This window comes from Nocardia sp. NPDC004604, assembly GCF_040609795.1.
Taxonomy (GTDB): domain Bacteria; phylum Actinomycetota; class Actinomycetes; order Mycobacteriales; family Mycobacteriaceae; genus Nocardia.
Window position 1 is genome coordinate 47,897 of sequence record NZ_JBEXLC010000034.1, and the last position, 19,131, is coordinate 67,027.

Here is a 19,131-nt window from a genome sequence, read left to right on the forward strand (position 1 = left end):
CGACCGATGGATCATTGATGGTGCAGTCTTCGGGGATACGTGAGTGGCTAGGTGCGTAAGTGGTGGCTCAGATCGCCTACCAGGTGGATGCGAACTCGGCGCTCCACGAATCGCCATTGCCCCTCGATGCGTTCGAAGCGGTCGTGGTAGCGGCCTGCCGCCACGGGTTGCAGCGGAAGGTCCGGTAGGGCCTGGAAAACGGTGACGTAGGAACGCGCCGTAGCGGAATTCGCTTCGTCGTCGAATTCGATGGCGATGTTCGTCGTGACATGGTGGGTGCGCGGCGTGCCGTCCTCGTACCGGATCACCGTGCTGCGCAGCATTTCCTCGACGCCTGCACGGCCCCTGATCGTTGTGCCGCTGCCGATGAACGCGGCGTGGGCGAACAGCGCGCCGACACCGCCGAAATCCCCCGCGTCGACCAGTTCCGCGTACTTCGCGATCAAGTTCGTCACGGCAGTCGTATCAGCGGCTGTGCTCACAACTTGTCAGGGTAGGCGACCGCTGGTGCGCGATCGGCCCCAGCCTCGGCTCGACACTCGACCAGCACCGAAGGTCGTTGTCGACCGGAGCCGAAAATGCTCGAGATCGAGCGCGCCGAGGCGCGGGGCTCGACCTAATGCTTATTTCAAAGTTCCGAAGAACCGCTCGATCACACCATTTGAGTCAGCGCAGGTGGGTATTCAAGAAAGCCAACGCATCCGGCAGTGATGCCAGGAATGCGCCGCTATGGTCTTTACCTGGGTAATTATCGACCGTCACCTGTATGCCGGGATTGAGCTCTTGGAGACTTTTCCCGTAACTCTCCGTGTTTGTGGGAGGAACATCGATGTCGGCGTCGCCATAGCCGATCATGACGTCACTGGTGAAGTGATCTTCCGGGTAACCGGCGAGCGCGGTGATGTCCGCTTCGAATGTCGGCGTCGGTTCGTCCGGGTTGGCGACAAGCGCTGCGGGCCGCCGGCCCCCCGCGCGCGCAACCAGATCCGCAAGGCATTCCGAAGTCGCCTTTTCCACGTATTCCTTTCCGAAGTCGGAAAGGAATGGGGTCACACTGCCGGGATTCAATTCCTGCAACGAGGCCAGGAAGTACCCGGCGTACCCGACTTGGTTCTCGGAGCCGGTCGAGGCTCGCTCGAACATCTTCCGCAGGCTCGCACCCGGTTTGGTGCGCAGGCCGGTGGCTATCACTCCGCTCAACCCCGTCGCCGGACCGCCGCTGCGCTCGGCGTACAGGCTGGCCGCGCTCATCGCGGCGTGCGCCCCTTCCGACTGGCCGATCACAACCCATTTGCTCGACAACGGAATGGGGGTGGTGCGAATCGCCGCGACCGCGTCCAGTATCGACAGTCCTTCGACATTTCTGTTGTAGTAACTGAACTGTCCTGCAGTGCCCAGCCCCTGGTAGTCGGGTGCCAGGACGGCATACCCACTGTCCAGGATCTGGTTGAAATAGGTGCTGTTTCGCTCCGTTTGCGGCCGATGCGATGGCGCGCAGGAATCTCCGATGCCCGCGGTGCCGTGTGCCCACACGACCAGCGGCCACCCGCCAAGCGGTGGCACACCGGACGGCAGATACAGCGCACCCGACCCCTCGGCGGGCGCGTCATGCTGATCCTTCGTCGAGTAGACGACCTCGAACGATGCCGCGGCCTTGGCGAACGACCATGCGGGATCGAGCAGTCCGATCCTGCTCAGCTCTCCGGTATCCGAGGGCTTCGCCATCGCAGGCGGACTTGCGAGCGTAAGCGAGGCACACACGATCGCGGCTACCACCAGCGCCACTCGCCGAAAGGACCCTACGGACATGCCACACAACCGTACCGGCACAATCCGCACATCCTCCCCACCGCTGGTGAGGCTGCGGTCATGCCGCCGTCGTCGGTACACGGCGGGTCCAAGCCGTCACACCGCTCGCGGACCTCCATTGCGCGAACCCGTCGAGTCAGTTGCCAGAATATTGATCCAACACTGCGATGATTCTCTCGAAATCACGTACCGAACTCTGGCAGAACTCTTGATCCGTCCTCATTAAGAGATCCACAGCTTGCGCTTCGGTTGCCAGTCCGTGAAGTTCTTTTTCCGACATTACTCGTGAGGGTACGGGCACCCAGTTTCGCCGGGTGGTGTCAAACAATCAGTCGATCTCTCGGCTTCCTTGATCATAGCGCCGGGGTTATCTCCCGTAATAGTCTTTCGCCATTGCTCGATGGGGATCAGGTTTGGGCTACGCCTTGGATCTTAGACATATTTCCGTCGGCATATAGGGTATCGGTGCTGGAGTATTATCGGTCGGTGACTGAGCTTCGGGTCAATCATTGATATCATCTGAGTCGTAGTTTATTTCGAGGTCGGCTGGCCGAGATGGCCATGGGGGTGCCTGAATTCTGGCTCCTGACCATTTATCTACGGTCACAACCGGATAATCTGACTGATTTGCGATACCTGATCGGTTCCAAATGAGAATATCGCCCCAGAAAACCTCAGCTGGTATCTCGGGGTGCCGATCGGACACAAACATATTCCACCCATTTCGGAAGCCGATTCGCAAGCTGCCGGACCTGAAGAATACTGGCGATACGATTGGCGCCGTAAGCGTCCTTTCGATTTCGGATTTCGGCCAGTGCGTGATCACATGACGGTTGGGATCGTCTTCGGCAAGTGATCGTGGCGAGAGTTCGGTACCGTATCCGGCAGCTATCCTGAATCCGGAATCGAGGTGGAATTCGAATATATCGGGCCACCATTCTATATTGGCAATGCGACTTCCACGTAAAGGTTTTATTATCCACCTGCCGTCGTACTCTTTAATCTCCGAGTTCACATCTACCCTTCGTCATCTTTCCAACTCGTCGCGGATATTTCCAATACTATCGTCTGACGCGGTGCCGTCCGGCTTCTTCACGTATATCTCACCGGATTCCAGATCGACCACAACATCTGGATTCTTATTCGCACCATCCCCGCGCCACGCGCCGTAAGCCTTGATTCTGTGGATGGCTTCTCTGACATCTTTCGCTGGCACACCGTAGTAACTGGCAATCTTGTTGATCTTCGTTGTCTGTGAGGCCGTGGTAAACACGCCGCTAGGGCTGTTTGGATTTGACGTCGGTGGCGGTGGTGCCGCTGGTGTGGGTGTGGTGGCCGGCGTAGGCGCGGGCGGTGGTGTAGCCGAAGGTGCGTTCGACCCAGGTGAGGGTGGTGTGGCGGAGCCAGTGGGTGGTGATGTTTTGGGTCGCGACCCAAAACCTGTTTGGGCTCGAATCCTTGCAGGTCAAATCATTCCGCATGGTCGGCGGATATGCAGCGGTCAGCACCGCGTCGCGCGGTCCCGACATCGACCGTGCGCGACCGGCCCGGTGACGGGTTCGCTACCGCACCGGTAGTTTCGTGGGTCGGTGGAGCCGAACCTCCAGGATTGCCTCGCGTTTTCGGACCCGTGGGCGGATGGTGAACTGTTTGGTGGCCGCACGTGGGGAACGGTCGATGTTCGACCCGTACAATTCTTGTGGTTGTGGTGGTGAAATCCGACCGACGTCGATGATCGGTGAACTATGGCGTCGCGCAGTACGGTTGAGATCCGACGGCATCGCCGATGACTGGTGACGCCAGCTGGCGTGTCCAGTTGCCGGGGTGTTTCCGCCGAGTGCGCGCTCATGCCGATGTGCGAACGAGCACAGGGCCAGGAGAAGCTCCTCTCGGACCCCGGCCCGCGCATGGGTCGTTTGCATCAACCGGGACAAGTGCTCATAGCCGAATATGGCGGACTGTGACGGCCATGCGACGTATCCTGCCGACCAGTCGACCGTCAGTGTTGGGTACCAGAGTCAGCCCGACTGTGTCGGCGATACGGTCGGCTACTCCCACCACTGTGGTTGTTTCGGTCGGAATGTCTTCGGGCCCTGCGTGTCCTAGCACGGTCTTGTCGTGATCTCCGCGCCGTTGACCGAGCGGAAGCGCGGACTCGTCGACGCCGAATTGCCCGGGTTCGATACCGGGCAGCTCCGTACTCGTTATCACCGGACCAGGCGCCATTGTCGAGACTGACGCCCCTCGGGAAGGCCGGGCCGACGGACGAGCCCGCACCGCCTGGGCTGCACCGTCGCCGCCGAGCAGATCAACGCCGTACTCCGGGGCGAAGAGCCTCGAACCTCGTTCGCTGATGACGGCGGTGATCGGTCGATCGTTGGGCCTCGAGGGGTGGACCAGTCTGCTGCTGCCCTGGAGGGTAGCGGCACGAGCGCTTCGGCGGGCGAGGCGACAGACGCCGCTGGCAAACATGTACCAGTACTTTGCCAGCGCGACCGTTCATGATTTGGACGATCACTCAGCCGTCTCGAAAGACCGTGACATCCATGGAAACCCCACCCACCCCGGCGCCTTCGGTGCACGTCCGGGCCGTGATCACCTGGCTCGCCATCTTCCCGATGGTGGCTATCGGCATGGTCGCGATGGCTCCGTTTGTCGGTCATTGGCCGCTAGTTCTGCGCGCACTCGCCCTGACGGCCGTGGTCGTACCGCTGGCTGTGTACCTCGTGGTCCCACGAATGCTGGCGGCCCATCACCGATTCTTCCGTCGTTCGAAATGAGTCCGGGCACCATGCCCAGAAGGTTGAGTTACGAATGTCAAGTGTGGAAATGACCTCCACCGTTGTAGTGCCGCAGGATCGGGCGCTCATCGACGGTAAGTTCGTCGGATCCGATTCCGGGGCAACATTTCCCGTGACCGATCCGGCAACGGGCCGGGTGCTGGCCGAGGTCCCCCAGATGGGGGAAGCCGAGACCCGGCGGGCGATCGAGGCAGCCCAAGTGGCGCAACCCGCCTGGGCGGAGCGGACGGCCGGGGATCGCTCGAAGATTCTCGATCGCTGGGCGGCGCTGCTCACGGAGAAGAGCGAAGAGTTGGCGGTCCTACTGTCGGCCGAGAACGGCAAGCCGCTCAGCGATTCTCGCGCCGAAGTCGCCTATGCCATCGGGTTTGTCGATTTCTTCGCCGCCGAGGCGCGCCGGGTGTACGGCGAGACCATTCCGGCGCACCGCACCGACACTCGGATCCTGGTGTTGAAGCAGCCCGTCGGCGTGGTCGGCGCGATCACGCCTTGGAACTTCCCCGCGGCCATGGTCACCCGGAAGTCTGCGCCTGCCATCGCGGCGGGCTGCGCTGTGGTGCTCAAGCCTGCGGAACAGACGCCTTTGTGCGCCTTGGCCATTGCCGAATTGGCCGTTGAGGCCGGTGTCCCGGCCGGCGTGCTGAATATCGTCACCGGTGACGACGCGGCAGCTCCGACCATCGGTGGTGAACTGTGCGCGAATCCGGTGGTGCGGCAGCTGACCTTCACCGGCTCGACCGAGGTGGGGCGGATTCTGGCGGCACAGTGCGCGCCGACGGTGAAGCGCATGACACTCGAATTGGGTGGCAATGCAGCGTTTGTGGTGTTCGAGGACGCTGATCTCGACGCCGCGGTCGAGGGGGCGATCACCGCCAAGTTCCGTCATGGTGGCCAGTCGTGCGTGGGCGCCAATCGATTTTTCGTCCACGACGCCGTGTACGAGGACTTCGCCCACCGCTTCGCCGGACGCGCAGCCGCGCTGCGGGTAGCCCCGTACACCGATCCGGACTCGAACCTGGGCCCGCTTATCGATACCCAAGGTTTCGAGAAGGTGCGGGCGCATGTGGCCGACGCCCTCGCGCACGGAGCCCGGGTGCTGGCCGGCGGCCACGCCCTGGAGGGCACCTTCCACGAGGCCACGGTGCTGGCCGACGTCACGACCGACATGCTGATCTCCCACGAGGAGACCTTCGGCCCGGTCGCCGGGCTGTTCCGGTTCGGCACCGAGGCGGAGGTGATCGAGGCGGTCAACAGCACCGAGTACGGCCTGGCCAGCTACTTCTACACCCGGGACAACAGTCGCGCATGGCGCGTTGGCGAGGCCATCGAGGCTGGAATGATCGGCGTCAACACCGGATTCATCTCGGTGGAGAGCGTGCCCTTCGGCGGCGTGAAGCAGTCCGGTATGGGAAGGGAAGGCTCACACCATGGCATCGAGGAGTTTCTCGAGATGAAGTACCTGGCCCTCGGCGGTATCTGAGCGACATCATTGCTGAGATCGAATCGGGTTGTTCACCGCAGATGTCGCCGCGGGGCGGGACGACCGGATCTCGCCGACGTCAGGCGGCGCTAGGCCCTGTCCTCAAAGCCATATGAGCAGGGTGGCCAGATCGAGCATGCCCGGTAGGAGATGGCGGTCTTGTCGTAGCGGGTGGCGATCGCGCGGTATTGCTTGAGCCGGTTGAAGCAGCGTTCGACCACGTTGCGGCGGCGATAGATTCGCGGTGAGAAGGCCGGCGGACGACCACTTGCGGGTCCGCGGCGACGTCGATTGGCCTGCTAATCGGCTCGTTCGGGGATGGTCGCAGCGATCCCGTGCTCACGTAGGTGGGCGCGAATCGCCGCGGTCGAGTAGCCCTTGTCGGCCACCACCCCGCCGCGGCCGGGTCCACGGCCTGCCGCGGCCCGGGCGCGGCATCCAGATCCCGGCCAGCACCTGGGTGAACACGGTGCAGTCATTGACGTTTCCACCGGTCAGCACGATCGACAACGGACGGCCGAGCCCGTCGAAAGCCAGACGGATCTTCGTGGTCAGACCGCCACGGGACCGGCCGATCGCGTGATCATCGGACTCGTCGAGGTCGTAGAACCCGCTCCTCGCCGGCACGAATCACCCGGGCACCGGCGGCGTGCTCATGGGCACGCACGATCGAGGAATCCACCGACACCTCCCTATCGAGTTCATCAACCGCGTCGGCGATCACCCGCACTCGCGTGACCATCACAGCCAGCGTGCCGTTACGTGACCACCGCCAAAACCGGTTGTATACCGTCTTCCACGGCCCGTACCGCTCAGGCAGATCCCGCCACGCGATCCCCGTCTTGGCCCTGTACAACATCGCGTTCACCACCCGCCGGTCATCGACCCGCGGGACGGCCCTTGGCCCCGACACCGGCAGCAACGCCTCAACGACCCGCCACTGTTGTGCGGTCAACTCATGCCGACGCACCATGACCGGCTGGAGTTGCGGCAGATGATGCTGGATCCGGCGCTGCTGTTGGACACAGTCCTGGAGTTCGACGAGTCCTACCGCATCGCCTGGCGAAATTTCGGCCGGCATGTCTGGCGCTGCGAACTCGAATCCGACCCGAACATCGGCAGCCACACGCTGGTCCGGGAATCCGAGGTTTTTAGCTGGCGAGGAATGTGCGCAGGCTGGCAGAAACGTAGTCGGGGTTTTCCTCCAGCACCCAGTGGTTGGCCCCGGGCACGACGTCGGTGGTGACGTGGTCGGCGACGCGGTTGAGTAGATTGCCGATGGCCGAACCCAAACTGTGTTCGCCACCGACGCCCAGCACCGGGATGGTGAGTTTGCCGTCGCGAGCGATAAGGTCGTCGACCTGTCTTTCTCCGACATCCTGTTGTCGGAAGTATTCGAGCGCGGCGTGGGTTCGGCCGGGCTTGCTCAGCGCAGCTATCAGTTGATTGCGCTCGCTGCTGTCTATCGTACCGTCGGCTTCATCGTAGAAGTGGCCGTAGAACAGGGCTTCCTTGCCGGCGATGAGGTCCTCGGGCAATTCGCCCTTGGGGCCTTTGGCCAACCAATCCCACCAGAACACATCGGGTTTGGTCTGCACGAGATGGAGATAGTCACTGCTGGGGGGTGCTTCGAGAACGGCCAGATGCGCAATGTCGGATCGGTATTGGGTCGCGTAGGCCAGCGCGATCGCGCCGCCCCAATCATGACCGACGAGGTCGAAGCGACCCAGGTTCAGCTGCTGCGCCAGTGCGTGTATATCGGTGGTCACCGCGAGCGCCTGGTAACCCTCATCAGATTTCGCCAACCCGGAATCGCCGTAGCCGCGTAAGTCGATCGCGTAGACGGTGTGATCCCGGGCGAGGCCGGGGGCGATCCTCGACCAGGCTCGCCAGGATTCGGGCCAGCCGTGCAGCAGCACGATCGCCGGGCCATGACCACCGTAGATGTAGTGGACCGCGATCCCGTCGTGATCGATTGTTCCATCGTGGAAACCGGGCAACGGCTCAGCAGCTGCCGATACGGAGGAGGTAGACGGCGCGGAGTCGGAGCAAGATGTAGCGAGGGACGTGGCAGCAGTCAGTGCGGCCACAAGAAGGCAGGCGCGTTTGGAAAATCTCGATAGACGCATGGTTGAGCACCTGTCAGGGGACCTGGGTCATGCGGCTGAGACCCGGGAGCTCTTCGAGACGAGGCGTGAACACGTTGTGGAGCGGGAAGGCGGTGACAGTCTGGGTCTGCTCGATCCCGAGTACCTTCATGGTCGGAAATAGGATCTGATCGAGGAACGTTTCGAATTCCTGCTTCTCGTCCCAGATTTCGATGATCCGCAGCCCGTCCTCCGTTACCGCGGCTATGTGCAGGTAGATGCTGCCCAGCGCGTGCCCTTCGACACCCATGCGCTCGACAACCGCGTTGTACTGCTCGGTGGTGATGCCGTGTACATCGAGAATGCAGAGAACAGCCATGATAGAGGGTCCTTCCAGAGACGAATTCATATCCTGCGCAGTCAAGAATCCTCGCCCGCACTGGCAATACGCTGGCAAGCCGCTGCCAGTGCGGCACGCGGCCTTCGGCCTGGTGTGGGTTCCCGGGTCGCGGGCGCACGGTGGAACCCACTCGCCTGCGCCGCGATCCGAATGATCGAGTTACGAGGCGATTCGGCTTCGCGGGTCTTCGGCTGGGTCCGGATGTTCGGCACAGCCCTGCAGGGTGGCGAGCCGGGCCGGGGTAAGTCCGTGTCCGGCGGTGAGGGCCCGGTGAACCGAGTCCGAGCTCAGGGTGGCTTGTGCTGCGTCGACGATGCGCTGTGCGTCGGGTACCCGGTATTGGTTCGGCTGTCCCGTGTGCAGGGTGTCGCATCCACCGATGATGGTCAGTGCGAGGCGAGGATGCCCGCTCGCAAGCGCGATGGCGGCGTTAGCGGTCCCGAGGTGAGCGTGCTGCTCTAGGTAGCCGGGGCCATCCAAAAGTGCTCTCGCCGTGGCGTACTCGGCATGGGCTGTTGTGTATTCACCGGCTTCGGCGAGCGTGATCGCGTACCCGGCGCGGCCCCAGACCTCCGCACCGTTGGCGGTGTGACTGTACGGCTGCCCCGCCAGTCGCAAGGCCGTGAGTTCGGTGATCGCCTGCCGGTACAGTGACAGGGCCTCCTCGCGGTCGCCTGTCTGCCGCGCGATGTCGGCTTCCACCACACGCAGCCAGCACACGGTGCTCGCGCGGACCGTCGAATCTATGCGCCCGAGCGCCTCGGTGGCATGCGTGCGCGCCTCGGTGACATCGCCGGTCCAGGCTCGCAACTGCCCGATCCAGGTGTGCACCGCGACCACCTCGTTTGCGCCGACCCAGGAGGACACCAGCCCGACCGCCTCGTCCAAGAGTGGTCGAGTTGCCGCAGTGCCGTACGCACCCGCGCGATAGGTGGCGAGGGTCAGCAGGATACGGCACAACGCCCGGGTTTCCCCGATAGCTCGACTGCGTACGGCGGCGGCCTCGAGATCGGCTGCACCGGCGGCGGGCTGACCCGTGACGAGCCGTTCCAGCCCGCGCCGGGTGAGCGAATTGTTCGCCAGACACGGGTCACCGGAATCGATGCAGCTCTCGAGTTCCTGGGGGCGACCTCGCCTCAGTTCGCGCAACGCCGGAAGCATCACGAAGAAGGGGTGCGGCTGTCGCTTCTCGCCGCAGGCTCGGGTAACAAGCGCGCAATAGCGCTCGGTGTCGTCGCGGACCATCCCCAAAGAGATCAATTCGAAGTATTCCGGCAACCGATCGGCGTAGGAGCACGCCAGGTAGACAGCTGCCAGGCCGACCGGCGGCTCGTCACCGACCAGATCCAGCACTCGGCGCTGCCAGATCAGCGCTTCCGCCCGGAACCCGCACAGGATCCAGTACCAGATCATGTTGCCGCACAACCGCAATGCCCGATCGACGTCGCGTGCTGCGACGGCCCACCCGAGAGCGAAGACGATGTTGTCGTGCTCGACTGCCAGTTTCGGCACCCAGCTGCGCTGGGCAGGCGTCCGCAGGGCGGGCTCGGCCAGTTCGACCAGATGCAAGTAGTGGTCGGCGTGCCGACGCTGGAAAGCAATGCGGTCCGGTGAAGCGAGTGACTCGTAGGCGAAGGCCCGGATTGTTTCGAGCATGCGGTACCGCCGGCCGTCGAACTCGATCAATGACTTGTCGACCAGTGCGATGAGCAGGTCGGTGACGTCGTCGCCACATACCTGCTGGGCGCTGTCCAATGTGACACCACCGGCGAATACACAGAGTTGCTGAATGAGTGTCCGTTCGGCATCCGACAACAGCTCCCAGCTCCACGCCACCACGGCGTGCAGAGTGCGATGGCGTGGCACCGCGGCGCGAAAACCCGTCAGCAGGCTGAAGCGATCATCGAGGCGCTCGAGAATCGCACCCACGGCCAGTACGCGGATTCGCGCCGCCGCGAGTTCCAACGCGAACGGGATACCGTCGAGCCGATGGCAGATGGCGCAGACGCCAGCGCAGTTCTCGTCGGTGAGGGTGAAATCTGCGCGCACTGCCCGCGCGCGATCCAGAAACAGTTGCACCGCAGGTGCTCTCAGAGCTTCAGCACGTCCCGCCCGCGGTAGCGGTAGCTCGAGCGGCGGTACCGAATAGAGCACTTCGCCTGCGGCGCCGAGCGGCTCACGGCTAGTGACCAGTACGGTCACCCGCGGACAGCTCTGGAGCATTCCGATTACCAGTTCGGGCACACTGCGCAGGTGTTCACAGTTGTCGAGGATCAGCAGCAGACGGCGGTCGGCGATACCGATTACTAGGCGTCGCAGCGGATCCCAGCGTTCTGCGTCGCGGTTCGTCGGAATGCCCAGTTCGGAGAGTATGTGGTCGCCGACGGTGCCGGGATCCGCGATGGACGCCAGCTCTATCAGATGGCACCCGCCGTCCTGACGCGAGCATGCAACCGTCGCGGCGGCGATAGCGAGACTTGTCTTGCCGGAGCCGCCGGGCCCGGTCAAAGTCAGCAGCCGGGCCTCGCTCAGCAGTTCGACCACTCGCTCGACGTCGGCATCGCGGCCGACGAAGCTGGTCAGCCGGACCGGTAGGGTCGGAGCCGTCTGACGCTGTGCGGCGGCCGAGGCTTCGATCAAGAGGGCGGCCAACGTCTCTCGGGATGGGTTCGCTCTCGATTCGGCTACGAGCGCGTCGACCAGTTCGGTGCCGCGTCCTAGCGCCAGGTAGGCGTCCGCGCGTGCCTCGATCGCGGCGAGTCGCTGCTCGTTCAGTTGGGTGACACGGAAGTCCAGGACCGGATCGCAGGGCACGTCGGCCAGCGCCGGACCTTGCCAGAGCATGAGAGCGGCATCCAGTGCGGTAGCCGCCGAGCTGAGCTGACCGCCCGACAACAACGATGTTCCCTCCGCCGCTAATCGGGTGAACCGGTGCGCGTCGACGTGGTCCGCATCCGCGACGAGCCGGTATCCCGGCCCGACGGCCTCGATCCGATACTCCGGGGCCAGTGTCGGTCGTAGCCGCTTCACCAGCGTTTGTAGCGCATTCGCGATATTGGCCGGCGGTTGGTCACCCCAGATACTGTCCGCGAGCCGGTCGTAGCCGATTGTCCTGCCGGGTTCCCACGCCAACAGGGCGAAGAGCTTCCGGACCAACGGACCACCGACCGGAACGAACGATCCGTCGTCGGGGATGAGCCCCACCGTGCCCAAGAGTCGTACCTGCATCGGAACCCCGCTTGCTCACCTGATCGCCCGGGCGCCGCGACCGTGCCTGCCGAGGGCGCGGTGTTTGCCCCCTCATAGCTTGGGGCGTTCGCAGGACAGGAACAAGCTCGATACTTGACACGAGCGTGTAACGGCGCTCAACGATCAGACAGCGGGCCGGAACCGTAATCGATGATCGGAGTGTCGACCGAAGCCTCGACGAAACCTCGGATGGCGTCACCGTCGCGGGCGGCCAGCCAGGTCGGTGCCCAGACCACCGGCGGTGCGTCGAGAACTGGGATGTAGCGGACATCGGGACGGGCGTGGAAGTGCAACATCTGTGCGCCGAAGATATACGCGCCACGGCCGGCTCCGATCAGTCCGAGCGCCTCGGAAACAGTATCGAAGCGATCGCCGGCGTCTCGCTCCAGACGATCGTCGCGCCAGCCGTGCGGAAAATTCCCTGTCGATGTCATGCGCAGCAGGCCGATCTCGGCGATGTCGCTCAGCGTGACGGCCTGGCGCGCGGCGAACGGATGGGTACGCGCCACGGCCAACACCCGGTTCTCGCGGAACAGCGTGGGGCCGGTGACCATATCGGGCTCATCGTGTGGCAGGGCCACGATCAGGACATCGATGTCCCTCTCGCGCAGCACCTTCAGACAGTCGGTCGGAGTCACCTCTTTCGGCTCGGCATGCCAGCCGGGAAGCCGCTGTTCGAACAGGCCGGACGCCTGGATGGCCAATTGGCCCGCCGCCGAACTGACGAAACCGACGCGGAGCACCCCGCAGGAGCCGCGGGCATATGAACGTGCTTCCTCTAGACCTGCCGCGATCTGATCCCATGCCGGAAGGAGCCGTTGGCGCAGCTGCGAACCGAGCGGTGTGAGCTGCACCTTGCGGCTGGTCCGCTCGAAAAGCGGTGCGCCGACATCGCGTTCGAGGTTGCGGATGGTCTGGCTGATGCGGCCGGTGGTCACGTACAGACGCTGCGCTGTTCGACCGAAATGTCGCTCCTCTGCGAGGATGAGGAAAGCCTCGAGTTCGAGACGGTTGATCATGGATGCCAATCGTTGAGCTGAACTAAACGCTGATGTTCAGCATATTGGCTGCCTGGTGTCCGGCGCCGAAGGGGCGGGTTATTCCTGGTTGGCGATGGGCGAATGGGGGGCGGCAACGAGCTGCGGCCCCCATAAGGTCAGACCGGCTGCCAGGGATTCCGGTACCCCTCGGGAACCAGGTCGTCGAACATCGCGCGCACCTGCGGCGACAACCGCAGGAGCTCGATATACGACCCTAGCGGGCCGCCGGAGAAATAGACGGACTCCATGCCGATCTCGGCGAAGGCGCCATGCTGCAGGATCTGCGATCCGGCCGCTTGGACCTCGGCCAGTGCGGCGTCGAAATCGTCGGGAACCCAGGCGATATGATGCAGGCCTGGGCCGGACCGGTCCAGCGCTTCGGTGTACAGGCTCTCCCCTGAGACCGGAACGATCAGTTCTACCTGCTGTCCGCCGGCGTACCCAAGCGAGGAATCGACGGTGAAATCGGCGGGCTCGCCGCGGTAGCGACACGAGTCCGGGCCGAAATGGATGCCCGGCACCCGCGCCCACCTCTCAACGCCGTAGAACTCGCCGAACTCCTTCTCGGCCGAGTCGAGGTCGTGAACCACCCACGCCACCTGGAAGATCGGCCCGGACACGATACTCATTTCGATGCTCCTGAAAAGCGCTGGTCAGTAGGACAATCTGCCGACTCGGCCAGTCGGCTCGGCCGCAGCAGGACGCCGCACGCGAGGGCGGCGAGGATCATGACAACCGCACCGGCGATAGCCATGGTGTTGAGGCCGTCGGTGAAGGCGGCGCGGGCGGCCGCGAGCAGTGGGTCACCGGTGGCGGCGGGCAGGCGGGCAGCGACTCCGACCGCACCGCCGAGGGTTTCACGGACGGTGTGGGCGGTCTGCGCGGGTAGATCCGTGGAGATGGCCGTGTCGATGCGGCTTTGGTAGACGGCCGCGCCGATGCTGCCGAGAACTGCGATGCCCAGCGCGCCACCGAATTCGCCGCCGGTCTCCAAGACCGCAGATGCGGCACCGGCGCGATCGGTGGCCACCGCACCGACGGCAAGATCGGTGACAAGGGTCATCACCATCACCAATCCCGCCCCCAGTAGGGCGGCGCCGATCAGGACCGGGACCAGTGCGTGCACGCCGATCAGTGCCATGACCACGAAACCCGATGCGGCGACGAGGAATCCGGCCGTCACCACCGGGCCGGACCCCACTCTCGGGGCCAGCACGGCAGTCAGTGGGGCGGCGCCGCCTACCAGTACGGCAGGGGCGAGGCTCCACACCGCGGAGACAAACGGGCTCATACCGAGCACCGACTGCAGATACTGCGTGACGAAAACGGCGTTGCCGACGAGGGCGAACATACCGAGCAGTTGAGCAACCACCGACGCTGTGAAGGCGCGGTGGGTGAACAAGCTCGCGTCGAGCACCGAACCGGGAACTCTTCGCTGACGCACGACGAACAACGCACCGATCAGGAGGCCGATGGTCAGAGAAGCAAAGCGAGCCATCGTGAATCCGTTCGCGGCCCATTCTTTGATGCCATAGATGATCGGCATCACCGTCGCGAGCGACAGGATCGCGCTGATGCCGTCGAACCGGCCGGTGCGCACGCCGCGATATTCCGGTAGCAGCATCGGAGCCAGCACCAATAGCAGTGCCATCGCGGGGATGTTGATCAGAAACACCGACCCCCACCAGAAGTATTGCAGCAGTGCGCCACTGAGCACCGGGCCGATAGCCACACCGCTACTCATCACACCGGCCCAAACCGCCATCGCCTTGGTGCGGTCGGCGTCGTGGGCGAAGATATTGCGTATCAGCGCCAGCGTGGACGGCATGAGTGTCGCACCCGCCACACCCAGCACCGCGCGAGCCCCGATGAGCGCCTCTGCATTCGGCGCGTACGCCGCCGCGAACGAGGCCGCACTGAACCCCACCGCGCCGATGAGCAGCAGTCGCCGCCGGCCGATGCGGTCACCGATCGCGCCCATGGTCAGCAGCAGCCCGGCCAGCACGAACCCGTATATGTCGAATATCCACAGCTGTTGTGTCGCACTGGGATCCAGGTCGCGGACGATGAAAGGCACCGCGAAATAGAGCACCGACACATCCATCGACACCAGTAGCAGCGGCAGGATCAGTACCGCGAGCGCGGTCCATTCCGTCCGGCCCGCGCGTGGCGGGACTTCCTCGAATGTCATTGGTTACTCGCCTTCAAGATCTTTCCTACGATCGGACATGGTGGCTCACCCGAGACCTCTGGCACGGATGCCAGGTCGGCAGACAGCGTGCCCGGCCCCGCTGACAGTCCGCTGGCACCCGAATGCCAGGGAGAGAGACCTTTAGACGCTGACGCGATATTTGGGGCCACATCCCGCACTTGTCACCGCAGCCCTGACAGATCGCCCGCAGCACAGTGCCCAGCGTCGTCACCTGGGGGGCGAAGGCCGACGTCCTGGTTGAGCGTTCCTCGGCATGCAGCGTGGCCGTTACGCTGCGTGATGCTCGGCGAATGCCCTGATAGTCTCGAACATTCGGTAGCGCCGACCATCGAATTCCACGAGTGACTTGTTCACGAGCGCGGTCAACGGCTCGATCACCTCGCCGGTACAGATCTCCTCGAGGATCTCCAGTGACGCACCCTCCGGCATGGTCGAAAGTTGTTGTGCCACTGCACATTCATTTAGATTGAGCGCTTTCCAGCTCCACATGATCGCGGCATGGAGCGAGCGATGCCGTTCCACGGCGGCCCGGTTGCCGACCAGGAGGTGGAAGCGGTCGGAGAGCCGATCGAGGATCTGCTCGGGCGACAAGGAGCGGACACGTGCGGCGGCCAGCTCCAAAGCCAGCGGGATGCCGTCGAGCCTGCGACAGATGGCACCGAGTGTTTCACAGTTGGCGTCGGTCGGCACGAAACCTGATCGCGCCGCTCGCGCGCGGTCCAGAAATAGTTGAACCGCAGGCGATTCGAGGACATCGGCGGATGTCGAGCCGGGCGCCGGCAATGCCAGCGGCTGAACCGGAAATAGCGTTTCCCCGTCGACACCGAGCGGCTCCCGGCTGGTCGCGAGGATCGTAAGATTCGGGCACCGTTTGAGCAGCTCCGAGACCAATGGGGCGAGGTCGGGCACATGCTCGCAGCTATCGAGTATCAGCAGCAGCTCTCGACGCCCGATGCGCGTCCCCACCGGCAGGTCAAGTCGGCTCCGAGTCGATTTCAGGCTTCCGAGCTGGGCCAGGATGGCCTCACCCGCGGCCTCCGAGTGGCCGGCCGCGGCCAGGTCGACCAGTCGGCACCCGCCAGACCGCTGTGACGCCAAGCGGTTCGCTGCTTCGACTGCGAGGCTGGTCTTACCGACTCCGCCTGGTCCGGTCAAGGTCAGCAGTCGGACCGAGCCCAACGTCGGATCGAGCCTTTCCAGATCTGCTTCCCGCCCGATGAGGCTGGTAATGCGCACCGGCAAACGTTGAGCGGAAACGTGTGCGCCGCTGGCGATTCGGGCCCGAGCCTGCGCCAGCTCCCGCGACGGCGACACCCCGAGTTCGGTGCGCAGCAGGTCCCGCGTGGTGTCGAACACCTCGAGGGCACGGGCCTGTTGACCGCTGGCCGCGAGGGCTTGAATCAATCTGGCCGCCATGGATTCCCGCAACGGCCGATCTTGCCGTTCCCGCGCGAGCGACGCGACGAGTTCGCACCCCCGGCCCAGCGACAGATAGGCGTCGGCGCGCGCCTCGACCGCATCGAGCCGCAGCTCATTCCATCGATCCGCGTGCCAGCACAGGTCAGGAATGTCTGCCAGATCGGCGAATGCTTCACCCCGCCAAAGGCCGAGTGCGGTATCGAGCGTCCGCGCAGCAGGACCAGATTCCCCGGCCGCCGCTTGGCTGACACCTTCATCGACCAAATAGGCGAACCGATGGACGTCGATGTCGTCGATCTCGGCCCGCAATCGATAGCCTCCGGCGCTGGACTCGACCGAAACACTCGGCGGTAGCACGGCACGCAACCGTTTCACCAATGTGTGCAAGGCGTTCGCCGGCTCTGCCGGAGGGCTGCCATCCCAGATCGCGCTGATCAGCGTAGCGCAGCGCACAGCACGGCCGGGTTGCAGCGCGAGCAATGCCAACAACAACCGAACGCGCGGACCACCTACCCGCTGCAAAGTCCCGTCCGTCGTCGAAATCCCCACTTCACCCAGGAGCATTATCTGTACCACGCGTTCCTCACTCACCACCGATCCAGATGCGGGGCAACCGCACTCATACGCCAGTTTCACCGCATGCCCGCCGTGACAAGGAGGATCGAATGTGCCTACCACAAGGCAAAAACGTGCCAACTTCGGAGACTTGCTGTCAGTTGCCCCAACGCTGCACAGCCCTCCGAGCGGAACGCCGATCCTTATACCCCAGCAGCCCAGCCTGCTCCAACCGGGTAAGCGGCCGCTCTGCTGCCGCCTCCTCGAAGCGGTTTCGCCGTACCCGGTCGAGTTCGGTGCGCCAACTCGTACCGTTTTCAGCCAGTCTTCTTTGCAGTGAGCGACGACTCATGAACATGCGGGCGGCCACACGGTCGACCGTGGCCGAATCGTCGTCCAAGGCAGACGATATGACAGCAGCCAGATGATCCAACCAGGTCGTGGCACGCGGCGGAGGAACGGGCTGCGTGGCAGCGTGGCGTTGCAGGATCGCGGCAAGCTGCGCGTCAGCGGTAGACAGCGGGAGTTCCAGGTCGGCCTTGAGGATGGCGATCCGGTCCACAGGTGCATCGAATTCGATATCGTTCGTACCGAACACTTCGACCAGGCCGTCATGGTTTCGGGGGGCCCGCTGACGGAAGGCAACACGCACGGGGTTCACTGGGGCCTCGGTAACCAGCCGGCTGCGTGTGAAGATGGCCGCCAGCGCCCACTGCATCGCGAGATCCCGGCCGCGGCCATCACCGTTGATCATCGAAACTTCGAAACTGACCTCCCGCTCGGTCTCCGGGCCCGGCTCGAAACGGAAGTTCGTGCTGATCGCGCCCACGAACGGACCGCATAGCGCCAGGCCCGCCCCGAGGCTGGGCGCGGTCTTGAAAAGGTAGTCGTACAAACCGACTTGGCCGACCACGTACCGCTCGGCTATCCGTACCGCCACATTCGCGTCATCGAGGCCGCGCTCCACCACTTCCCATGTGCGTAGATACTGTGCACTGTGAACTCGATACTCCTCGTTGCCTGTGATCGTCCAGCTGGGTAATCCCGATTCGCGTGCGAGCCTGTCCGGTTCGAGCCCGGCGGCGACAGCATGGCGCATCACGGACACCGGCAGCAACACATTGTCGGTAGTCTCGAACAACCCCTGCGACTCGCCTCTTCCATCATTTGACACCGAAACCACCAGCGCACCTCCACAGCGAGAGCCAAGCATTACGCCCGAGCAGTCGGCCCACACTCTGAACCCGTCACACCCGCCCGGCCCCTACACGCCGATGTCAGGGAATTCCGCAGATCGTTGCGGATGGGCAGCGGTCACTCCGGGAGGCTACATAACTGCTCCGCCGGCCGACAAGATCGCTGCCCCAATGCCGATGATGACCAGGCGTTTCCCAGTTGCCCATGTTTTGTGTGTCCTGCCGGAGAGCAAACTTGCGACCCAACCGTTCTGAACGGACGGCGAGCCTGTCGGACGCATGGCCAACGCCGAGACGGAGCTGTCTCGACATCGACACACGCAACAAATCGAAGACCTGCCGATCTGACGGGATTTGTTGAATATGCGGTCGGTTTACGGAGTGAGCAGATGTCCGTATCCCTGCCTCAACTCTGCTGGCCAACGTGAGGCCGATCCTTGGCGGTGACCATGACGACCACGACTGAAGGCCGCGCCTCGAGCTGCCGCTCCCCCCGGGTCGATAGCGTCCCAGGGCTGACGATGCCTGCAGTTCATATGGCGGTGTCCACGATGGAGATACTGTCGGACGTCTGGCTGATCGTTCATCGCTCCGGCATCTCGGGTGGCGTTCCGGCCGACGTATTGGTGTCACGATCGTCAAACGCCGTCGTCGTTTCCGGACGACAGGTGTGATCACCGTCGATCACCCCCACCAGCAAACATTCCCGAGAGCGCCGAAAAGCCGACTTCCGGCAGGTGTGTCACATATCGGAGCAGGTCAGAGCATGGAATCACTGGTCAACCTCCGTGTGTGGGCGGGGACGCGCCCACACCGCACCGATATACAACAGAACGGAATAGCACACCTCTGAACTACAGTCACACCACATAGAAAGTCGGTT

14 protein-coding genes and 1 pseudogene are annotated in these 19,131 nt (G+C 63.7%); 2 read left to right on the forward strand and 13 right to left on the reverse strand.

Annotation, left to right across the window (positions count from 1 at the left end; translation table 11 throughout):
* Window positions 1-47: 47 nt before the first annotated feature.
* From ABZW16_RS15175 to ABZW16_RS15190, 4 genes are all read right to left on the reverse strand, one after another.
* Window positions 48-482, reverse strand: a complete 435-nt coding sequence (locus tag ABZW16_RS15175) for a nuclear transport factor 2 family protein (protein WP_354956126.1) — start codon at window positions 480-482, stop codon at window positions 48-50.
* Between the two features lie 184 nt (window positions 483-666).
* Complete coding sequence (locus ABZW16_RS15180) at window positions 667-1,533, reverse strand: lipase family protein (RefSeq protein ID WP_354956127.1); 867 nt, start codon at window positions 1,531-1,533, stop codon at window positions 667-669.
* 1,303 nt (window positions 1,534-2,836) lie between these two features.
* The gene (locus tag ABZW16_RS15185) at window positions 2,837-3,082 is read right to left on the reverse strand and encodes a hypothetical protein (RefSeq protein WP_354956129.1); all 246 of its coding nucleotides are present in this window, start codon (window positions 3,080-3,082) and stop codon (window positions 2,837-2,839) included.
* Between the two features lie 4 nt (window positions 3,083-3,086).
* Window positions 3,087-3,290: a hypothetical protein gene (locus ABZW16_RS15190; protein ID WP_354956131.1), complete on the reverse strand. Its 204-nt coding sequence runs from the start codon at window positions 3,288-3,290 to the stop codon at window positions 3,087-3,089.
* Between the two features lie 1,065 nt (window positions 3,291-4,355).
* On the opposite strand from ABZW16_RS15190, the gene ABZW16_RS15195 reads away from it, so the two are divergent.
* Both ABZW16_RS15195 and ABZW16_RS15200 read left to right on the forward strand, forming a co-directional pair.
* Entirely contained in the window at window positions 4,356-4,589 is a 234-nt protein-coding gene (locus ABZW16_RS15195) for a hypothetical protein (protein ID WP_354956133.1), read from the forward strand.
* A 34-nt stretch (window positions 4,590-4,623) separates the two neighbouring features.
* Window positions 4,624-6,090 (forward strand): NAD-dependent succinate-semialdehyde dehydrogenase, encoded by a 1,467-nt coding sequence (locus tag ABZW16_RS15200; RefSeq protein ID WP_354956135.1) that lies wholly within the window; start codon window positions 4,624-4,626, stop codon window positions 6,088-6,090.
* Window positions 6,091-6,179: 89 nt separating this feature from the next.
* On the opposite strand, the pseudogene ABZW16_RS15205 reads toward ABZW16_RS15200, so the two are convergent.
* From ABZW16_RS15205 to ABZW16_RS15245, 9 genes and pseudogenes are all read right to left on the reverse strand, one after another.
* A pseudogene (locus tag ABZW16_RS15205) lies at window positions 6,180-7,063 on the reverse strand (IS5 family transposase).
* Window positions 7,064-7,241: 178 nt separating this feature from the next.
* On the reverse strand, window positions 7,242-8,009 hold the full coding sequence (locus tag ABZW16_RS15210; RefSeq protein ID WP_354956137.1) for an alpha/beta hydrolase: 768 nt from the start codon (window positions 8,007-8,009) through the stop codon (window positions 7,242-7,244).
* 223 nt (window positions 8,010-8,232) lie between these two features.
* Complete coding sequence (locus ABZW16_RS15215) at window positions 8,233-8,556, reverse strand: hypothetical protein (protein WP_354956139.1); 324 nt, start codon at window positions 8,554-8,556, stop codon at window positions 8,233-8,235.
* Between the two features lie 180 nt (window positions 8,557-8,736).
* A complete protein-coding gene (locus ABZW16_RS15220; RefSeq protein WP_354956141.1) occupies window positions 8,737-11,805 on the reverse strand; it encodes a BTAD domain-containing putative transcriptional regulator in 3,069 nt (1,022 codons plus the stop codon).
* A 137-nt stretch (window positions 11,806-11,942) separates the two neighbouring features.
* The gene (locus ABZW16_RS15225; RefSeq protein ID WP_354956143.1) at window positions 11,943-12,845 is read right to left on the reverse strand and encodes a LysR family transcriptional regulator; all 903 of its coding nucleotides are present in this window, start codon (window positions 12,843-12,845) and stop codon (window positions 11,943-11,945) included.
* Window positions 12,846-12,982: 137 nt separating this feature from the next.
* A complete protein-coding gene (locus tag ABZW16_RS15230) occupies window positions 12,983-13,495 on the reverse strand; it encodes a VOC family protein (RefSeq protein WP_354956145.1) in 513 nt (170 codons plus the stop codon).
* Entirely contained in the window at window positions 13,492-15,057 is a 1,566-nt protein-coding gene (locus ABZW16_RS15235) for an MFS transporter (protein ID WP_354956147.1), read from the reverse strand. Before ABZW16_RS15235 ends, ABZW16_RS15230 begins: the two co-directional genes overlap by 4 nt.
* Before the next feature lie 288 nt (window positions 15,058-15,345).
* Window positions 15,346-17,088: a BTAD domain-containing putative transcriptional regulator gene (locus ABZW16_RS15240; RefSeq protein WP_354956149.1), complete on the reverse strand. Its 1,743-nt coding sequence runs from the start codon at window positions 17,086-17,088 to the stop codon at window positions 15,346-15,348.
* Between the two features lie 121 nt (window positions 17,089-17,209).
* The gene (locus ABZW16_RS15245; RefSeq protein ID WP_354956151.1) at window positions 17,210-18,235 is read right to left on the reverse strand and encodes an AraC family transcriptional regulator ligand-binding domain-containing protein; all 1,026 of its coding nucleotides are present in this window, start codon (window positions 18,233-18,235) and stop codon (window positions 17,210-17,212) included.
* Between the last annotated feature and the right edge of the window lie 896 nt (window positions 18,236-19,131).

Coding starts and splice junctions, on each gene's coding strand:
- ABZW16_RS15190 (WP_354956131.1), bottom strand. CDS start 3,290: ATGCGGAATGATTTGACCTGCAAGGATTCGAGCCCAAACAGGTTTTGG.
- ABZW16_RS15195 (WP_354956133.1), top strand. CDS start 4,356: ATGGAAACCCCACCCACCCCGGCGCCTTCGGTGCACGTCCGGGCCGTG.
- ABZW16_RS15200 (WP_354956135.1), top strand. CDS start 4,624: ATGTCAAGTGTGGAAATGACCTCCACCGTTGTAGTGCCGCAGGATCGG.
- ABZW16_RS15215 (WP_354956139.1), bottom strand. CDS start 8,556: ATGGCTGTTCTCTGCATTCTCGATGTACACGGCATCACCACCGAGCAG.
- ABZW16_RS15220 (WP_354956141.1), bottom strand. CDS start 11,805: ATGCAGGTACGACTCTTGGGCACGGTGGGGCTCATCCCCGACGACGGA.
- ABZW16_RS15225 (WP_354956143.1), bottom strand. CDS start 12,845: ATGATCAACCGTCTCGAACTCGAGGCTTTCCTCATCCTCGCAGAGGAG.
- ABZW16_RS15230 (WP_354956145.1), bottom strand. CDS start 13,495: ATGAGTATCGTGTCCGGGCCGATCTTCCAGGTGGCGTGGGTGGTTCAC.
- ABZW16_RS15235 (WP_354956147.1), bottom strand. CDS start 15,057: ATGACATTCGAGGAAGTCCCGCCACGCGCGGGCCGGACGGAATGGACC.